Source organism: Spiroplasma endosymbiont of Asaphidion curtum, from assembly GCF_964031085.1.
Taxonomy (GTDB): domain Bacteria; phylum Bacillota_I; class Bacilli_A; order Mycoplasmatales; family Nriv7; genus Nriv7.
This window is the reverse complement of sequence record NZ_OZ035001.1, coordinates 1,040,903-1,059,054: the sequence shown is the minus strand read 5'-3', so window position 1 is coordinate 1,059,054 and position 18,152 is coordinate 1,040,903. Positions and strand designations below refer to the sequence as shown.

The following is an 18,152-nucleotide window of genomic DNA, read 5'->3' as shown; positions in this document are numbered from 1 at the left end:
ATAAAATTAATAACACCTTTTCCTTTCTCCAAAATTTAATTTACAGTCTTTTTACCTTGGAATTTAATTGTAAACTATTTTTGAAAATTTCTCGCATTATTTTATAATTTTTTGTCCCTTTTTTAAAAAATCTCTTGTGTTTGTCATAAGTCTGTGGTACATTACAAATAAAGATAGTAATCATTATTTTTCATTAATTGCACAAAATAAAGCAGAAAACAGAAAACAATCACATGTTTATTTTCATAAGTTTAAAAATAGAGAATTAGTAAAATATGTACAACAAAAATTACTATTAGGTTGATCGCCTGAACAAATTTATGGCAGAATTAAAAATTTTCATAAAGAATGAATTATTAGTTTTAAAACAATTTACAATTGAATTTATTCTGGATTACTTGAAAAAGTTACTAATAAAAATTTAAGAAGAAAAGGTAAGAAACGAAAATCTCAAGAAAATCGCGGTAAATTTAATGGTAAATCAATTAAAGAACGAAATATTAATGTTAATAATCGTATAACTGTTGGTCATTGAGAAGGTGATACTGTAGTATCATCACGAGGTAAAAGTAAATCATGTTTAATAACTTTAGTTGAAAGAACATCAAGATTTACTTTAGCAATGTTAGTTGAAAATAGAACTACTAAAGTTGTTAACGAAAACATTAGCCATTATTTATCAATTCTTCCAAATAATCTTGTTAAGACTATAACATTTGATAGGGGTAAAAAATTTTCTAATTGACAACAACTTGAAAAAAATTTAAATGTGAAAATTTATTTTGCTAATGCGTATTCGCCTTGACAAAGAGGTACTAATGAAAATACTAATGGTTTAATTAGAGAAAAATTTCCTAAAAAATTTAATTTTTCAAATACTACTAAAAATGCAGTTCATAAATTTATATTGTCTTTAAACCAAAGACCAAGAAAAATACTAAATTATCTTTCACCAATCGAATATTTGGTTAGAAAAATAATTTAGTTGCACTTAACTTTACAATTTGGCATTAATAAAATTAAATTTATCAAATTTCATAATCTTAAATTTCTTATAATTTCTATTTTAAATATATTTTATAGGAATTTTGTTTAATAAATAAGTAATGCAAGAAGTCTAATGAATTATTAGTTTTAAAACAATTTACAATTGAATTTATTCTGGATTACTTGAAAAAGTTACTAATAAAAATTTAAGAAGAAAAGGTAAGAAACGAAAATCTCAAGAAAATCGCGGTAAATTTAATGGTAAATCAATTAAAGAACGAAATATTAATGTTAATAATCGTATAACTGTTGGTCATTGAGAAGGTGATACTGTAGTATCATCACGAGGTAAAAGTAAATCATGTTTAATAACTTTAGTTGAAAGAACATCAAGATTTACTTTAGCAATGTTAGTTGAAAATAGAACTACTAAAGTTGTTAACGAAAACATTAGCCATTATTTATCAATTCTTCCAAATAATCTTGTTAAGACTATAACATTTGATAGGGGTAAAGAATTTTCTAATTGACAACAACTTGAAAAAAATTTAAATGTGAAAATTTATTTTGCTAATGCGTATTCGCCTTGACAAAGAGGTACTAATGAAAATACTAATGGTTTAATTAGAGAAAAATTTCCTAAAAAATTTAATTTTTCAAATACTACTAAAAATGCAGTTCATAAATTTATATTGTCTTTAAACCAAAGACCAAGAAAAATACTAAATTATCTTTCACCAATCGAATATTTGGTTAGAAAAATAATTTAGTTGCACTTAACTTTACAATTTGGCAAACAATTTACAATTGAATTTATTCTGAATTACTTGAAAAAGTTACTAATAAAAATTTAAGAAGAAAAGGTAAGAAACGAAAATCTCAAGAAAATCGCGGTAAATTTAATGGTAAATTAATTAAAGAACGAAATATTAATGTTAATAATCGTATAACTGTTGGTCATTGAGAAGGTGATACTGTAGTATCATCACGAGGTAAAAGTAAATCATGTTTAATAACTTTAGTTGAAAGAACATCAAGATTTACTTTAGCAATGTTAGTTGAAAATAGAACTACTAAAGTTGTTAACGAAAACATTAGCCATTATTTATCAATTCTTCCAAATAATCTTGTTAAGACTATAACATTTGATAGGGGTAAAGAATTTTCTAATTGACAACAACTTGAAAAAAATTTAAATGTGAAAATTTATTTTGCTAATGCGTATTCGCCTTGACAAAGAGGTACTAATGAAAATACTAATGGTTTAATTAGAGAAAAATTTCCTAAAAAATTTAATTTTTCAAATACTACTAAAAATGCAGTTCATAAATTTATATTGTCTTTAAACCAAAGACCAAGAAAAATACTAAATTATCTTTCACCAATCGAATATTTGGTTAGAAAAATAATTTAGTTGCACTTAACTTTACAATTTGGCATATATCAAAACCTTTTATGAGAATTTTTATTAATTATTTTTTATAACTAACTCCTCCTTTTTAAAATAAAAAATATCAAAAATGATTCACTTCTTATGTAACATATAAATTATTAATTTTAAATTAAATACCGATGTTGCTAACTTCAAAAATATTTTATCATATTTAAAAAATATATATTCAATATTTATTAATAAAATTTAAATTGTTTTAAGTACTAACATCAGATTAATTTTGTTGATTTTACAATCAGAACAATTTTACAAAAAAACTTGTTTTAAAATCTGCTGACAAACTTTAAAATTAGGGCAAAATTGCATCACTAATTCTCAAAATGCTTTACCATGATTAGGTTCTCGTAAATGGGCTAACTCGTGAATAATAACATAGTCAATAACATCAAAATTAAAATGCATAATTTTGGAATTTAGAACAATTTTTTGCTTGTTAAAATGACAAACACCTCATTTACTACGCATCACTCTAAACTTAAGTTGTTGATAGCTTAAATTCATTGTTTTAGCAAGCAACGCAACTCGGGAACACAAATATAATTCAGCTTGCTTACTAAGAAATTTATTAAAATTTTTTACAAGTTGCGTCGCATCATTGCCTTTTAAATTAACAACAATAGTTGTTTCGACAAAAATAACTTTATTATTATTAGCAAAATAATTAATTTGCACCTCATAATTCTTATCTAAGAAATAAACAAAATATGGTTTTTGATGCAAATTAATTAAAATCTTTGTCGGTTTATTAATAATTTTTTGTAATTTTTTTCAATTACTAATAAGAAAATTCTCAATATATTGTTCTTTCATTCCTAATGGAGCATTGACAATAATATTCGATGAATAATATCTTACTGATAATCTTTTACCTTGTTGCAAATAATAATCCAATGCTACATTTTCATAAACTAATTGCTTTTTAAGCATCTAATAACCATCCTCATACTACTTTTTAAATATTGTTTTAATATTTTTAAACATTATTCCCAAAGCTTTAAAATCTCACGGTTGTTTTACTCTTTTTAAAGGAACAAATTTATTTCCTTTTTTAAAGTAATAAGGTTGCAACTTAGTTAAAATTAAATAACCTAAAGATGTAAAAAATATTCCAAAAGCAAATATAAAAATATAACCTAATGGTCACAAACGACCAGTCCGATCAAAAATATTAGCAGTAGTAACAAGGTTATCACCACTACCTCATAATGGATAACCATTACGACCAATAAATAATAAATTAGTTATTTCATTTTCATTTTTCGCAATAACTAATGAAAGAGCATTAAAACTTAAAGCCATTAAACTAAATATAATTAAACTAATAAAACTTCATAATAAATAATCACGATGATATTGAACAATACCATACATATATAAAAATCAATAAGTAAAAATAATAATAACATGTAAAACATAATATAACCAATAAGAAAAATGTTGTGGTCCATACGATTTATCAGCTGGAATTAGTAAACTTGCAAAAACCATAATTACTACTCAAGGTGCAGTAATACTAAATAATTTATCATTAGCCTTAATTAATAAAATGCCACTAATAATTTGTGTTATTGAACTTAAATGAAAAGGGAAAATTCAAGGTCAACCTCGTAAATTTTTTCCTGATTCTTTAAAATAATATAAAAATAAAAAATGTAAAAAATAATAAAGAAAATATAAGAAAATTTGAAAAATACCAAGAATTCTTAAAAATAATTTATTTTGTGCTAACTTAACATATCCTGTTTTAAAAAGAAACAAACAAGCCAAAACAATTAATGATACAATAACTGGTAATCAATATTGTCAAGTAACGCCAATTTTAGTAATAACTTCACCAGGACTTCCTGCTGGATTAAAAAAATCATATAATGATAAAAACATCTTTACTTCTCCCTTAATAGTTATTACTTATTCGTTGATGATTAATCTCATTTTTATTTAAATAGGCTTGAAAAATATCTTGAAAACTAAACTGCAAAACATTAGCAATTGTAAAAAAATAATTTAAAATGTTAGCATAATCATTAGTAATATTTTTTCAAAAAGCAATCGTATGATTAAAAGTTTCTAATATTAACAATGTTAAATCTTGTTCTTGCTTCAATTCATAAGAATATGCCTCTAAATCAATGTTAAAACTTAATCCAATACTAATAAGAAAATGTAAACAATCAATAAATTCATCTAAAACTAATTCTTTTGACTTATATGTCATACGATTCGATCAATATTTAAAACATCGTAATTCATTACTAAATTCTGATAATTCTACTAATAAAGCTAAAAATCGTTTATCAATTGTTTTTTCAACTAATAATTTTTTTTCTTCTAAAATTCTTGCATCTAATTTTTTTTGTAAACTAATAATTTGTTTTCATAATTGTAAATTTAAAATATATTTCACCCAGCCCTAACTTATATTGTTTTATTTATTAAACTTGGTACATAACTATAACTAGCTTAATTCAAAATTATATATTCCTGAAATTAAGTTAAATCGTAATCCAAATCTTCTAATCTTATTGCGATAACGATAAACTAGTATTTTAAATCTTTTTAATCTAGCAAAAACATGTTCAATGGCAATTCTAACTTTACTTAAAAAGCTATTATATTCCTTTTTATCTGGATTTAAAGGATTATTTTTACTCTTTTTAATTGGCAATAATGTATTTTTATGAACATTTTGCAAACCTTGATATCCTGAATCAGCAATTAATTCTAATTTTGGATTTATAAGTGTATTTGATTTTAAAAATAACTTATAATCATGAATACTGCCATAACAAAAATCTACTGAAATAATTTTATTGTTAAATAAATCAATAATTATTTGCGATTTTAATGAATGTTACCTTTTCTTACCAGAAAATAATAATTTTAGTTTTTTTTAATTCTTTCAATTGGAATTTCTGTAGCATCAATTGCTAATAAATTATTATTAGTACCCTTATTTTCCAATAATATCTTTTTGCCAGGTATATGAAAGTGACTATTTTTTATTAGAGTATTTTCAACTCAAAAGATATTACGAATACAACTAACATGACTAATATTATATTTTTTTGCAATAATACGATATGTACTATATTCTTTTCAGTATTCTAAAGTCATAAGTAATCTTTGCTCTATTGATAATTTATTTGGTCTACCACCAATTTGTTTTTGTTTAGCTTCAGCTTCTTTTAAAATTTCTACCATTTTCATGAAAGTTTTATATTTTATGCCTATTAGACTATAAAATTCATTTTCATCTTTATCTAATATTTGTGCTTCATCTAGAAAATAATATTATCAAAATAGTAGATAACATTGAGGGTTATGTACCAAGTCTATTATAATTATATTTTTTCAAGTTGCAAATAAAAATCTAGTAATAACTTATAAATTATTACTAGATAAAATTAATCTTTTTTTTCTAATGCTGATTTAGATAAATCAACTAATTTTTTAAATTCAGCTGGTTGATGAATTGCCATTTCCGATAACATTTTTCGATTAATATCAACATTCGCTTTATGTAAACCATTAATAAATTGTGAATAAGACATATCATATTCTCTAGTAGCACCATTAATTCGTGTAATTCATAAACTTCGAAACTCGCATTTACGCTTTTTACGATCACGATAAGCATATGCTAAAGACTTCATTACTTGTTCTTTAGCAGTTCTAAATAATGTATGTTTTGAACCAAAATAACCTTTAGCTTGTTTTAAAACCTTTTTACGGCGTTTCCTAGTAGTAACGCCTCCCTTAACTCTTGCCATTATTATATTTCCTTTCTAACTAAGTAGTAAATTTTTTAATCTTCGGTAATCAGTTTTATGTACTGTTCCTTTTTTGCTTAAATGTCGTTTTTGTTTAGTTGACTTATTTTGCGCTAAATGAGAAGTAAAAGCATGCTTTCGCTTTCATTTACCAGTTCCAGTAATTTTAACTCGTTTCTGTAATGCTTTTTTTGTTCTCATTTTCTTGCTTATTTTCTTGGTCATTTTCTTGCTCCTTTTCTTTATTTAAAGCCTTATCTTTTTTAGCAATTAAATACATGTCATAAAACTGACCAGTTAATTTTGGTGTTTTTTCAATTTCACAATACTCTTTTACTAAATCATAAAACCGCATTAATGTTTCATAACCAAATTCTTTACGATGTGATTCTCTACCTCGAAACTTTAAAGATATTTTAACCCGATCACCATCTTTTAAAAATTCTATTACCTTCTTAGTTTTAAATTGCAAATCATGCTCACCAATATTAGGTGTTAAACGCATTTCTTTGTTTTGAATAATTCGTTGCTTTTTTTTATTATCTTTATCTTTTTTTTGCTCTTCATACTTATATCTGCCATAGTCTAAAATTTTCGACACTGGTGGATTAGCATTAGGTGCAACAACAAACAAATCTAGTCCTTGCTCTTTAGCAGTCCTTAAAGCATCATTTCGTGACATCACACCTAATTGATTGCCATCTTGATCAATAACTAAAACTTCACGAAAAGGAATATTTTGGTTAATAAAATCAGTATTTGGCTTATGTTTCATAAAATAGAAAACCTCCTATAACAACATAGAAAAAGTGTGTACTAATACACACTCACCATTAAAATATTTAGATATTAAATCTAAAATTATTATTAGCTGTTTACCCATAACGATAATATGTTGCTATCAGGTGAGTGTAACACTACTTTCTTTTATTTATGTTCCTATAAATAATAACATAAATAAATAAAAATGCAAAAAAAAAAAAAAATATTAAACTGGTCGCGTTTAGTTTTCTTAGGTATTGCTTTGAAGAAGCAAAACAATCAGCTAATTATATTATTTAATTACTAAACTAACCCTGACTTTCTTGTTATTGTCATTTTTATTCGTTATCATTTTATCATATTATTGAATTTTTACACAATAGACTTGGTACATAACCCTCAATTTTATCTACTATTTTGATAATATTATTTTCTAGATGAAGCACAAATATTAGATAAAGATGAAAGTGAATTTTATAGTTTGGTAGGTACAAAATGTTATAGTTATGTACCAAGTTCTATTGTTATTAATTTCTAACATAGAAAAATCACCTTTCTTTGTAATATACCACAGACTTATGACAAACACAAGAGGGGTTTTTAAAACGGTCGGATTTAATTTTTATTTAAAATTTTTATAAATAGCTGAATTATACTTGTAAGTGCAAGTAAATAAAATTGCAAAAAATCTCATATAAAAATTTCATGATGCTAAGTTTATTTTAGAAAAAACAAAGCAAGGAGTTTTTATATGGGTTACAAACATCTTGGCATATATGAAAGAATTTATATTGAGAATCAATTGAAGTTTAAAGTAAAAATTAGTGAAATAGCTAAAAATCTTAATCGAAGTATTAGTACTATTATTCGAGAAGTCAATAGAAATAAAGATAGTAATCATTATTTTTCATTAATTGCACAAAATAAAGCAGAAAACAGAAAACAATCACATGTTTATTTTCATAAGTTTAAAAATAGAGAATTAGTAAAATATGTACAACAAAAATTACTATTAGGTTGATCGCCTGAACAAATTTATGGCAGAATTAAAAATTTTCATAAAGAATGAATTATTAGTTTTTAGCCAAATTGTAAAGTTAAGTGCAACTAAATTATTTTTCTAACCAAATATTCGATTGGTGAAAGATAATTTAGTATTTTTCTTGGTCTTTGGTTTAAAGACAATATAAATTTATGAACTGCATTTTTAGTAGTATTTGAAAAATTAAATTTTTTAGGAAATTTTTCTCTAATTAAACCATTAGTATTTTCATTAGTACCTCTTTGTCAAGGCGAATACGCATTAGCAAAATAAATTTTCACATTTAAATTTTTTTCAAGTTGTTGTCAATTAGAAAATTCTTTACCCCTATCAAATGTTATAGTCTTAACAAGATTATTTGGAAGAATTGATAAATAATGGCTAATGTTTTCGTTAACAACTTTAGTAGTTCTATTTTCAACTAACATTGCTAAAGTAAATCTTGATGTTCTTTCAACTAAAGTTATTAAACATGATTTACTTTTACCTCGTGATGATACTACAGTATCACCTTCTCAATGACCAACAGTTATACGATTATTAACATTAATATTTCGTTCTTTAATTGATTTACCATTAAATTTACCGCGATTTTCTTGAGATTTTCGTTTCTTACCTTTTCTTCTTAAATTTTTATTAGTAACTTTTTCAAGTAATCCAGAATAAATTCAATTGTAAATTGTTTTAAAACTAATAATTCATTCTTTATGAAAATTTTTAATTCTGCCATAAATTTGTTCAGGCGATCAACCTAATAGTAATTTTTGTTGTACATATTTTACTAATTCTCTATTTTTAAACTTATGAAAATAAACATGTGATTGTTTTCTGTTTTCTGCTTTATTTTGTGCAATTAATGAAAAATAATGATTACTATCTTTATTTCTATTGACTTCTCGAATAATAGTACTAATACTTCGATTAAGATTTTTAGCTATTTCACTAATTTTTACTTTAAACTTCAATTGATTCTCAATATAAATTCTTTCATATATGCCAAGATGTTTGTAACCCATATAAAAACTCCTTGCTTTGTTTTTTCTAAAATAAACTTAGCATCATGAAATTTTTATATGAGATTTTTTGCAATTTTATTTACTTGCACTTACAAGTATAATTCAGCATTTAATTTTAAATAAATATTTTATGTTATCTATAATTGCAAATTATAAATTGAAGCAATTAAATTAAATCTTAAACTAAATCGTTTTCTACGATTACGATATTTTTCAGTAATAATTTTAAATTTTTTAAGAATAGCAAAAATATTTTCAATAATAATTCTTATTTTTGAAATTAATTTATTATTATGTTTTTGTTCTTTATTTAAAGGGTTTTTCTTTGTTTTTTTCTTAGGTATTAGAACATTACTATGAATTTTTTGTATTCCTTGATAACCATTATCAACTATTAATTTAGTATTTTTTAAAATTGGGATTTTTGATTCTTTAAATAAACAAAAATCATGCTTTTTACCGAGAGAAAAATTTGTTGCAATAATTATTTTGCTTTCTTTTTCAATAATTACTTGTGTTTTAATAGTGTGTTTTTTCTTTTTTCCTGAATAAGATTGTTTTTGTCTTTTTTTGGGCGTTGAATGGGTGTTTCTGTAGCATCAATAATAATTGTTTTATCATTAAAATAATCATTTATTAATGTTTTTTTACCAGCAAGTTGTTGAAAATCAGGATGTTTGATTAAAATATCTTCAATTCACTTGATATTTCGATAACAACTAGCTTCACTAATATCAAAACTTTTACCAAGATGAAAATAAGTACGATATTCTCGTCAATATGATAAAGTCATCAATAATCTATTTTCTAATGATAATTTATTATTTTTACCACCTCTTTTAAACTTTTTTAACTCAGCTTCTTTTAAAATATTTAACATTTTATTAAAAGTACTTTGCTTTATTCCAGTTAATCGTAATAATTCTTTATCATTAATAAAATTAAATTTATCAAATTTCATAATCTTAAATTCCTTATAATTTCTATTTTAAATATATTTTATAGGAATTTTGTTTAATAAATAAGTAATGCAAGAAGTCTAATGATTACTATCTTTATTTCTATTGACTTCTCGAATAATAGTACTAATACTTCGATTAAGATTTTTAGCTATTTCACTAATTTTTACTTTAAACTTCAATTGATTCTCAATATAAATTCTTTCATATATGCCAAGATGTTTGTAACCCATATAAAAACTCCTTGCTTTGTTTTTTTCTAAAATAAACTTAGCATCATGAAATTTTTATATGAGATTTTTTGCAATTTTATTTACTTGCACTTACAAGTATAATTCAGCACCTTATAAAATAAAAAGACAATCATTGCTGACTGTCTTAATACTTATTCAAATATTTACCTACCTAACAAAACTTTATGCGTCCTTATTTTACAACTAAATTATAAAAAATGATATTGACTTTGTAAAATTTGAAAAATAATATTAAAACCATAAAATATTATAATTACTCCAGAAGTTATTACTGTAAAAATTTTATTACTACTTCAACGAGGAATTGTTTTAACAGTAAAAATAATAATTGTTAACAATAACAAAACAGCAATAACAAATAATGGCATTAAATTCATCATATTACCATTTGCTAAATATTCTAAACTTCCGACAGGATGATTAACAATATCAGCAACAAAGTAAATAATTGAATTAAAAAGATGACTACCAACAATTCCAGCAATCGCAACATTACCATAACCAATCCTTGCTAAAGAAAATAATGATACTGCTTCAGGTAAGGCTGTTGTCATTCCTAAAAAAAATGCTCCTGCCGATTCTTTTTTAATCCCATAAACATTATCAAAGTTATCAATAACTGCAACTAATACTATTGAAGAAAGAACTAAACCAATAACAGAAATAACAAAAAAAATTATAATCATCTTTAATGATAATTTTTTTAAACCAACATCTTTTTTAGTTTTAGGTTCTTTTTCCTCATCATGAAATCCTTTAAACATCATTACTAAAAATTCTACATAAACTAATAACAAAACTAAAAATGGCCAAGAAACATTAATATAAGGAATTGTTAAACGCATAAAATCAAATACTTTAATTGGCATTAAAGCTAATACTAAAATTATATTAATTCCTATCATTAAATAAATAATAAAGCGATTAGAGTTATTTATTTTTTTAAAAAATAAATAACGAATAAAAATAATATCAGCAACTGCTAACATCGCTCCTGAAAATAAATTTGCCCCCATGATATCACCCATACTAACTTCAGGACTCCCCAAAGCACCTGCTGTTATCGCTGATACAAGTTCTGGCAATGAAGTTATAATTGATAATAATAATACTCCAGCAACCGCCGTCGACATTTTCGTTCGCATCTTTAACGCCGACAAATATTTAATCATCTGCATGGAAGCAAAAAAATTAACACTCGCAAAAATAACAAAAAATATCCATAAATATTCTGGTTTTGTTCAACCAAATAACCACTGTGAAATAATTACACCCCCTCTTTAAAGTATATTGTAGTGTTTAAATTTGATAATCAAAATCAAATAATTCCGATAATGATACTTGCAAACCTTTAGCAAGTTTAGCAATACTTTGTAAAGAAATGTTTCTTTCACCGCGTTCAATATCAGAAATATAATTTTTATTTAAATCACATTCATATGCTAACTCTTCTTGGGACAAATGCAAATTTACTCGTAATTGTCTAATTTGCTGTCCAAACTTAATTTTAACATTCATAATATCTTTGTTCATTCTTAAACATTCCTTTAATTTATTGTTTTACTAAATTATTAGCTCAATTAACTTTTCGCACGGTAATAATTAATATTGAAAATTGAATAATTTCAGCTAAAGAAACAATTAAAAATACAATTATTGTTACCATTACTCAATTCTCAGAAAACACTTCATAATTATTAGATTTAAAAATTGTAAATGCAAATCAAGTTAACCCAACAATAAAAAACCAAGTGCAAAGAATATCAATTAAACTTGATAACAAATTTTTACCACCAATTCTTAAAATATTAAAGAAAATAATTGATGTTGACAAGAAAAAGAACGCTATCCCTTGAAAAGCTAAATACCACTTAGCAACATAAATAACTGCTGGATTTCCTATAAAAAAATTAAGAATAAATGGCGAACTAAATATGATTAATAAAGCAATCGTAGCATTTAAAATTAAACCAAAACCTAAAATTTTATAAAAATTAACTTTTGCTTTAGCAATATGATTAGCTCCTAACTCCCGACCAACAAAATATGGAACAGCAACATAATAACCATTAAAAAATGAATAAAATACGCCAATAATACTAAATGTTAAAATTGCCGCTTGATAAGAATTATCTAAAAATCCTTCTTTTAAAATAATCATCTTTTGTACAAATGATGAAAGCGCAAACAAGGCATTCGCCATAAAAATAAACACAAAGTTTTTCATAATTTTTTTTCACAAATCTAATGTTGTTTTTCAAATTTTTCATCCTGGATAATAAACTGGTTTCTTTCAAACTATAAAAGCAATGACAACAATAAATTCACAAACCCGAGCAATAAATGTTGACCACGCAGCACCAACAACACCTCAACCAAAAAGTTTAATAAAAATCGGATTTAAAATCGCATTAATTGTTAAAGGCAAAAAGTTAATATATAAAGGCGTTCAAACATCACCACACTCATACATTGTATTATAAAAAACTAACGAAATACCTAAAAACCAAGTTGTATAATTAATAATTTGCAAATAATCATTTGCAGATTGAAAAATCAAGTTTTTATTATCTTCTGGCAAATGATTATCTAAATTCACAATAATATTAATTAATGATGTTCTTAATGTTGATATTAAGGTAAAATAAATTATTGCTAAAATAAGTGCCAAAATTAATTTTATTCTTGTGGTTTCCGCAACTTTAGCATAATTCTTTTTCCCTAAATATTGTGTTGTATAAATACCCCCAGCACCCGAAATCGATCAAAAACTATAAATTAACAAAATAAACATATCATTCGTTAAACCTAAACCAGTTAATTGTTCAGGATTAAAAATTGAAATAAAAATTGTATCTAAAACATTAATAAAAGCAACAATCAAACTTTGCAAAATCAAAGGTAGCATCATCCGTAAAACTTTTTTATTAAATTCTCAATCTCAATATTGTTTTCAATTAATTTTTAATTTCATTAGTTCCACCCAATTACAATATTTTCTTAATTAACACTTAAAATATAAAAAATTAATAGCAAAACAAATTTTACTACTAAATTAATAACAATTTCTTTATATCACAAATTTATATATATGCCAAATTGTAAAGTTAAGTGCAACTAAATTATTTTTCTAACCAAATATTCGATTGGTGAAAGATAATTTAGTATTTTTCTTGGTCTTTGGTTTAAAGACAATATAAATTTATGAACTGCATTTTTAGTAGTATTTGAAAAATTAAATTTTTTAGGAAATTTTTCTCTAATTAAACCATTAGTATTTTCATTAGTACCTCTTTGTCAAGGCGAATACGCATTAGCAAAATAAATTTTCACATTTAAATTTTTTTCAAGTTGTTGTCAATTAGAAAATTCTTTACCCCTATCAAATGTTATAGTCTTAACAAGATTATTTGGAAGAATTGATAAATAATGGCTAATGTTTTCGTTAACAACTTTAGTAGTTCTATTTTCAACTAACATTGCTAAAGTAAATCTTGATGTTCTTTCAACTAAAGTTATTAAACATGATTTACTTTTACCTCGTGATGATACTACAGTATCACCTTCTCAATGGCCAACAGTTATACGATTATTAACATTAATATTTCGTTCTTTAATTGATTTACCATTAAATTTACCGCGATTTTCTTGAGATTTTCGTTTCTTACCTTTTCTTCTTAAATTTTTATTAGTAACTTTTTCAAGTAATCCAGAATAAATTCAATTGTAAATTGTTTTAAAACTAATAATTCATTCTTTATGAAAATTTTTAATTCTGCCATAAATTTGTTCAGGCGATCAACCTAATAGTAATTTTTGTTGTACATATTTTACTAATTCTCTATTTTTAAACTTATGAAAATAAACATGTGATTGTTTTCTGTTTTCTGCTTTATTTTGTGCAATTAATGAAAAATAATGATTACTATCTTTATTTCTATTGACTTCTCGAATAATAGTACTAATACTTCGATTAAGATTTTTAGCTATTTCACTAATTTTTACTTTAAACTTCAATTGATTCTCAATATAAATTCTTTCATATATGCCAAGATGTTTGTAACCCATATAAAAACTCCTTGCTTTGTTTTTTCTAAAATAAACTTAGCATCATGAAATTTTTATATGAGATTTTTTGCAATTTTATTTACTTGCACTTACAAGTATAATTCAGCAAATTAAAAAAAAATTTAATAAAATTAATAATTTTTTATTGTGTAAAAATTCAATAGTATGATAAAATAAAGATGAACAAAAATGACAATAACAAGAAAGGTAGGGTTAGTTTAGTAATTAAATAATATAAATTAGCTGATTGTTTTGCTTCTTCAAAGCAATACCTAACAAAACTAAACGCGACCAATTTACATATTTTGCTACCGAAAATATTTATTTTAGGTTATAATTATTAATGTTGTAAGTATTGCAAGATTAATTTGTGATAACTTTAAACGGTTTCAACCGCACGAAATAGGTTTATAAGTAGTTTAATCTCACCTAAATTGGCGAGTCTAAGCTGGAGGGTATGTATATATGTCTGCTATTATTTTAACTGGTGGCAAGCAACTAAGCGTTGAAAAGGAACAAGTAATTTGAATTGAAAAAATCGTTGGTAATGCTGGCGATATTGTTGAGTTTGATAAGGTTTTAATGATTGATGGTAACATTGGTCGAAGGTTCGTACCAAATGCTAAGGTTGTTGGTCAAATAATTAAACAAGGTAAAGAAAAAAAGATTGTGGTTTTTACCTATAAAGCAAAGAAAAATAGTAAAACTAAGTATGGTCATCGTCAACCATATACACAAGTGAAAATTATTGATATTTTATTAGATGGAGCAAAAAAGGTTTCTAAAGTTGTTGAAACTAAGTCAAAAGCGGTGCCAACAGCAGAAATTAGTGATAGTAATAATGGTTTGGGTTCAGATTCAAAGACAGCAAAATAATTATTATCAAGTAATTGTTAGTGGTCATTCTGGTTTTAAAGTAAAGGGTCAAGATATTGTTTGTAGTGCGATTAGTGCTGTTGTTTTTGGAACTTTAAATGCATTAGAGCGGCAATGTCAGGATAGTATTAGTATTTCGGTTAAGGATGATATTATTATTAAGGTTTTGGAAACACAAGCTGTTAATCAAATTGTGTTGAATACAATGGTTTATCAGTTACAAACTATTGCTGAGCAATATCCACAAAATATAGAAATTAAGGAGATATAATTATTATGATGAGATTTAAGTTAGATATTCAATTCTTTGCTTCTAAAAAAGGTGTTGGTTCTAGTCGTAATGGTCGCGAATCACATTCTAAACGATTAGGTGCTAAGTTAAGTGATGGACAATTAGCGAAGACAGGGATGATTATTTATCGTCAACGGGGAACTAAGATTCATCCTGGAAATAGTGTTGGTCGTGGTGGCGATGATACTTTGTTTGCTTTAGTTAATGGTGTTGTTAAATATGAACGCTATGGTAAAAAGAGAACGAAAGTTTCAGTTTATGAAAAATAGTCTTTTTCTTTGTTAAATTAAATATTATGAGAAGCAACAAGTTAATTCTTGTTGTTTTTTTGTGCTAAAATATATGCAAATATGTGAAATTAGAAAGGGATACAAATTATGAAGGATAGTAAATATCAATTTAGTTTTGAAGTGAGAAAATTCTTAGAAATTAATATTATTAGATGAGTTGTGTTAGCGGCAATGGTTGATTAGCGATATGAAAAAGTGATTTAAATTTAAAATGCCAACGGCATTTACCATTTTATTTTTAATTATTGTTATTTTAGTTTTTTTATCTTGAATTCCAGGGGTTGCTAAAACGCCAGCAGGAATTATTGATATTTTTTGAGTTCCGATGGAAAGTTTTACTAATAAAGGTCGGGCATCAATTATTATCTTTGTATTAATTTTAGGGGCTTTTGTTAATGTGATGATGAAAACTCAAGCTTTAGATGCTTTGATTGGTAAGTTAATTTCTAATTTAAAAAATAAGGAGTTGTGGTTAATTCCTATTTTAATGATTTTCTTTTCAGTTTCAGGAACAACATATGGGATGGCAGAAGAAACATTAGGATTTTATGCTTTAATTTTACCAATTATTTTAGCTGCGGGATTTGATGCTTTTACGGGATTATTAATTATTTTGTTAGGTGCTGGGATTGGTGTTTTAGGTTCAATTATTAATCCATTTTTAATTGGTACGGCTGTCCAGGCTGCAATTGATGGTGGAATTGTTGGTAAATTAGCAGTAACTACAGGAATAGTTTGAAGAGTTATAATTTGAATTGTGATGACAACGGTGGCGATTGTTTTTGTAATGCTTTATGCTTATCGTGTTAAAAAAGATAACCGTAATTCAGTTGTTTTTTCAATGCATAGTGAGCATCAAAAAATTTTTAAAAAATCAATTTTAGAAGTGCCATTAACAAAACGAAGAGTTGTTTCATTGATCTTCTTTGCTTTAGCATTTGTAGTAATGATTTTTTATTTAATTGCTTGAAGTGAATTTGGTATTAGTGTTTTTAAAGAATTTGGGAAAACAATTAATACTGAAGTGCCATATATAACCAAATTTATTCCAGGAATTGGTGAGGGTGGTTTATTAGAAGTTTCTTCGTTTTTTTTAATTGCGACAATTATTATTGGTTTTGTTAATTGAAAATCAGAACAAATGTTAGTTAGTGATATTTTACAAGGAAGTTCTGCTATTTTATCTGTTTGTTTAGTAATTGCATTAGCTGGTGGAATTACAGTAATTTTACAACGCACAGGAATGCAAGAAATTATGATTGTGGGAATTAAAAATAGTATTGTTAATTTACCACAATGAGTTATTCCTTTAATTTTATATTTTTTATTTATTCTCTTATCATTTTTAATTCCTTCTGCTAGTGGTTTTGCAACAGCAGTTTTTAGTATTATTGCTCCTACACTAGGTGTTGGTTTAACATCAGGAGCAATTACTAGTTTTAGTTTAGCATCAGGAATTGTTAATTTAGTAACCCCAACTTCTGGTGTTGTTATGGGAGCTATTGCCCTTTCACATATTTCATATGGTTCGTTATTAAAAGGAGTTTGGCCTTTGTTAATAGTTATTATGGTATTATCAATAGTATTTTTAGTAATTGGTTCATTAATTGGGCAACCAACATTTTAATGCTAGAAAATTAGTTATATTAAAAATTAAAAGAATAGACTTCTTGCATTACTTATTTATTAAACAAAATTCCTATAAAATATATTTAAAATAGAAATTATAAGGAATTTAAGATTATGAAATTTGATAAATTTAATTTTATTAATGATAAAGAATTATTACGATTAACTGGAATAAAGCAAAGTACTTTTAATAAAATGTTAAATATTTTAAAAGAAGCTGAGTTAAAAAAGTTTAAAAGAGGTGGTAAAAATAATAAATTATCATTAGAAAATAGATTATTGATGACTTTATCATATTGACGAGAATATCGTACTTATTTTCATCTTGGTAAAAGTTTTGATATTAGTGAAGCTAGTTGTTATCGAAATATCAAGTGAATTGAAGATATTTTAATCAAACATCCTGATTTTCAACAACTTGCTGGTAAAAAAGCATTAATAAATGATTATTTTAATGATAAAACAATTATTATTGATGCTACAGAAACACCCATTCAACGCCCAAAAAAAGACAAAAACAATCTTATTCAGGAAAAAAGAAAAAACACACTATTAAAACACAAGTAATTATTGAAAAAGAAAGCAAAATAATTATTGCAACAAATTTTTCTCTCGGTAAAAAGCATGATTTTTGTTTATTTAAAGAATCAAAAATCCCAATTTTTAAAAATACTAAATTAATAGTTGATAATGGTTATCAAGGAATACAAAAAATTCATAGTAATGTTCTAATACCTAAGAAAAAAACAAAGAA

24 protein-coding genes, 2 pseudogenes and 1 other annotated feature are annotated in these 18,152 nt (G+C 24.8%); of the genes and pseudogenes, 11 read left to right on the top strand and 15 right to left on the bottom strand.

Going from position 1 to position 18,152, the window contains the following annotated elements; genetic code table 4:
* The first annotated feature begins 136 nt into the window (after positions 1–136).
* From AAHJ00_RS06330 to AAHJ00_RS06320, 3 genes are all read left to right on the top strand, one after another.
* On the top strand, positions 137–985 hold the full coding sequence (locus AAHJ00_RS06330) for an IS30 family transposase (RefSeq protein ID WP_342223838.1): 849 nt from the start codon (positions 137–139) through the stop codon (positions 983–985).
* Positions 986–1,124: 139 nt separating this feature from the next.
* On the top strand, positions 1,125–1,757 hold the full coding sequence (locus AAHJ00_RS06325) for an IS30 family transposase (RefSeq protein WP_342224626.1): 633 nt from the start codon (positions 1,125–1,127) through the stop codon (positions 1,755–1,757).
* Positions 1,754–2,401: an IS30 family transposase gene (locus tag AAHJ00_RS06320; protein WP_342224625.1), complete on the top strand. Its 648-nt coding sequence runs from the start codon at positions 1,754–1,756 to the stop codon at positions 2,399–2,401. Before AAHJ00_RS06325 ends, AAHJ00_RS06320 begins: the two co-directional genes overlap by 4 nt.
* A gap of 285 nt (positions 2,402–2,686) precedes the next feature.
* On the opposite strand, the gene AAHJ00_RS06315 is transcribed toward AAHJ00_RS06320, so the two are convergent.
* The 8 genes from AAHJ00_RS06315 to infC all read right to left on the bottom strand — a co-directional run bounded on the left by AAHJ00_RS06315 (position 2,687) and on the right by infC (position 6,985).
* Positions 2,687–3,367: a SprT family zinc-dependent metalloprotease gene (locus tag AAHJ00_RS06315; RefSeq protein WP_342223837.1), complete on the bottom strand. Its 681-nt coding sequence runs from the start codon at positions 3,365–3,367 to the stop codon at positions 2,687–2,689.
* 18 nt (positions 3,368–3,385) lie between these two features.
* Positions 3,386–4,321 (bottom strand): hypothetical protein, encoded by a 936-nt coding sequence (locus tag AAHJ00_RS06310; protein WP_342223836.1) that lies wholly within the window; start codon positions 4,319–4,321, stop codon positions 3,386–3,388.
* Positions 4,322–4,334: 13 nt separating this feature from the next.
* Positions 4,335–4,844, bottom strand: coding sequence for a dUTP diphosphatase (locus tag AAHJ00_RS06305; RefSeq protein WP_342223835.1), 510 nt, complete (start codon positions 4,842–4,844; stop codon positions 4,335–4,337).
* A gap of 51 nt (positions 4,845–4,895) precedes the next feature.
* Positions 4,896–5,243: a transposase family protein gene (locus tag AAHJ00_RS06300; protein WP_342224624.1), complete on the bottom strand. Its 348-nt coding sequence runs from the start codon at positions 5,241–5,243 to the stop codon at positions 4,896–4,898.
* 77 nt (positions 5,244–5,320) lie between these two features.
* Positions 5,321–5,647 (bottom strand): transposase family protein, encoded by a 327-nt coding sequence (locus AAHJ00_RS06295; protein WP_342223834.1) that lies wholly within the window; start codon positions 5,645–5,647, stop codon positions 5,321–5,323.
* A 197-nt stretch (positions 5,648–5,844) separates the two neighbouring features.
* Positions 5,845–6,210 (bottom strand): 50S ribosomal protein L20, encoded by a 366-nt coding sequence (gene rplT / locus AAHJ00_RS06290; protein ID WP_342223833.1) that lies wholly within the window; start codon positions 6,208–6,210, stop codon positions 5,845–5,847.
* 15 nt (positions 6,211–6,225) lie between these two features.
* Positions 6,226–6,435 carry a 50S ribosomal protein L35 gene (gene rpmI / locus AAHJ00_RS06285; RefSeq protein ID WP_342223832.1) on the bottom strand — a complete coding sequence of 70 codons (210 nt, stop codon included), beginning with the start codon at positions 6,433–6,435 and terminating at the stop codon, positions 6,226–6,228.
* Complete coding sequence (infC, locus tag AAHJ00_RS06280; protein WP_342223831.1) at positions 6,377–6,985, bottom strand: translation initiation factor IF-3; 609 nt, start codon at positions 6,983–6,985, stop codon at positions 6,377–6,379. The genes rpmI and infC overlap by 59 nt, the downstream gene beginning before the upstream one ends.
* A gap of 738 nt (positions 6,986–7,723) precedes the next feature.
* Between infC and AAHJ00_RS06275 the strand changes: the two genes are divergently transcribed.
* A complete protein-coding gene (locus AAHJ00_RS06275) occupies positions 7,724–8,056 on the top strand; it encodes a helix-turn-helix domain-containing protein (protein ID WP_342223830.1) in 333 nt (110 codons plus the stop codon).
* Positions 8,057–8,079: 23 nt separating this feature from the next.
* Here the strand turns inward: AAHJ00_RS06275 and AAHJ00_RS06270 are convergent, their stop codons facing one another.
* The 3 genes from AAHJ00_RS06270 to AAHJ00_RS06260 form a co-directional block, all read right to left on the bottom strand.
* Positions 8,080–9,030, bottom strand: a complete 951-nt coding sequence (locus tag AAHJ00_RS06270) for an IS30 family transposase (protein ID WP_342223478.1) — start codon at positions 9,028–9,030, stop codon at positions 8,080–8,082.
* Between the two features lie 137 nt (positions 9,031–9,167).
* Positions 9,168–9,991, bottom strand: a protein-coding gene (locus tag AAHJ00_RS06265; RefSeq protein WP_342223829.1) for an IS5 family transposase whose coding sequence is annotated in 2 segments (ribosomal slippage) — positions 9,168–9,595 and positions 9,595–9,991 — 825 coding nt in all. Because the reading frame shifts where the segments join, the coding sequence is not laid out codon by codon here.
* Positions 9,992–10,069: 78 nt separating this feature from the next.
* A complete protein-coding gene (locus tag AAHJ00_RS06260) occupies positions 10,070–10,222 on the bottom strand; it encodes a helix-turn-helix domain-containing protein (RefSeq protein ID WP_342223550.1) in 153 nt (50 codons plus the stop codon).
* A gap of 58 nt (positions 10,223–10,280) precedes the next feature.
* Between AAHJ00_RS06260 and AAHJ00_RS06255 the strand changes: the two genes are divergently transcribed.
* The gene (locus AAHJ00_RS06255; protein WP_342223828.1) at positions 10,281–10,430 is read left to right on the top strand and encodes a hypothetical protein; all 150 of its coding nucleotides are present in this window, start codon (positions 10,281–10,283) and stop codon (positions 10,428–10,430) included.
* Between the two features lies 1 nt (position 10,431).
* Here the strand turns inward: AAHJ00_RS06255 and AAHJ00_RS06250 are convergent, their stop codons facing one another.
* The 4 genes from AAHJ00_RS06250 to AAHJ00_RS06235 form a co-directional block, all read right to left on the bottom strand.
* Positions 10,432–11,415, bottom strand: a complete 984-nt coding sequence (locus tag AAHJ00_RS06250) for a hypothetical protein (protein ID WP_342223827.1) — start codon at positions 11,413–11,415, stop codon at positions 10,432–10,434.
* A 127-nt stretch (positions 11,416–11,542) separates the two neighbouring features.
* Positions 11,543–11,776 (bottom strand): helix-turn-helix transcriptional regulator, encoded by a 234-nt coding sequence (locus AAHJ00_RS06245; RefSeq protein ID WP_342223826.1) that lies wholly within the window; start codon positions 11,774–11,776, stop codon positions 11,543–11,545.
* 19 nt (positions 11,777–11,795) lie between these two features.
* Positions 11,796–13,217, bottom strand: coding sequence for an MATE family efflux transporter (locus tag AAHJ00_RS06240; protein WP_342223825.1), 1,422 nt, complete (start codon positions 13,215–13,217; stop codon positions 11,796–11,798).
* 143 nt (positions 13,218–13,360) lie between these two features.
* Positions 13,361–14,311 carry an IS30 family transposase gene (locus AAHJ00_RS06235; protein ID WP_342223478.1) on the bottom strand — a complete coding sequence of 317 codons (951 nt, stop codon included), beginning with the start codon at positions 14,309–14,311 and terminating at the stop codon, positions 13,361–13,363.
* A 381-nt stretch (positions 14,312–14,692) separates the two neighbouring features.
* Positions 14,693–14,766 (top strand) — a sequence feature (ribosomal protein L21 leader region).
* Between the two features lie 10 nt (positions 14,767–14,776).
* Between AAHJ00_RS06235 and rplU the strand changes: the two are divergent.
* The 6 genes and pseudogenes from rplU to AAHJ00_RS08000 all read left to right on the top strand — a co-directional run.
* Positions 14,777–15,070: pseudogene (rplU, locus tag AAHJ00_RS06230) on the top strand (50S ribosomal protein L21); the annotation flags it as partial.
* 82 nt (positions 15,071–15,152) lie between these two features.
* Positions 15,153–15,458, top strand: a complete 306-nt coding sequence (locus tag AAHJ00_RS06225) for a ribosomal-processing cysteine protease Prp (RefSeq protein ID WP_342223824.1) — start codon at positions 15,153–15,155, stop codon at positions 15,456–15,458.
* 8 nt (positions 15,459–15,466) lie between these two features.
* A complete protein-coding gene (rpmA, locus tag AAHJ00_RS06220; protein ID WP_342224623.1) occupies positions 15,467–15,748 on the top strand; it encodes a 50S ribosomal protein L27 in 282 nt (93 codons plus the stop codon).
* Positions 15,749–15,956: 208 nt separating this feature from the next.
* Positions 15,957–17,396 carry a YfcC family protein gene (locus AAHJ00_RS06215; protein ID WP_342223823.1) on the top strand — a complete coding sequence of 480 codons (1,440 nt, stop codon included), beginning with the start codon at positions 15,957–15,959 and terminating at the stop codon, positions 17,394–17,396.
* Positions 17,397–17,512: 116 nt separating this feature from the next.
* Positions 17,513–17,965: a transposase family protein gene (locus AAHJ00_RS06210; protein WP_342223479.1), complete on the top strand. Its 453-nt coding sequence runs from the start codon at positions 17,513–17,515 to the stop codon at positions 17,963–17,965.
* Positions 17,950–18,120, top strand: a pseudogene (locus tag AAHJ00_RS08000) (IS5/IS1182 family transposase); the annotation flags it as partial. The gene AAHJ00_RS06210 and the pseudogene AAHJ00_RS08000, both read left to right, overlap by 16 nt.
* Between the last annotated feature and the right edge of the window lie 32 nt (positions 18,121–18,152).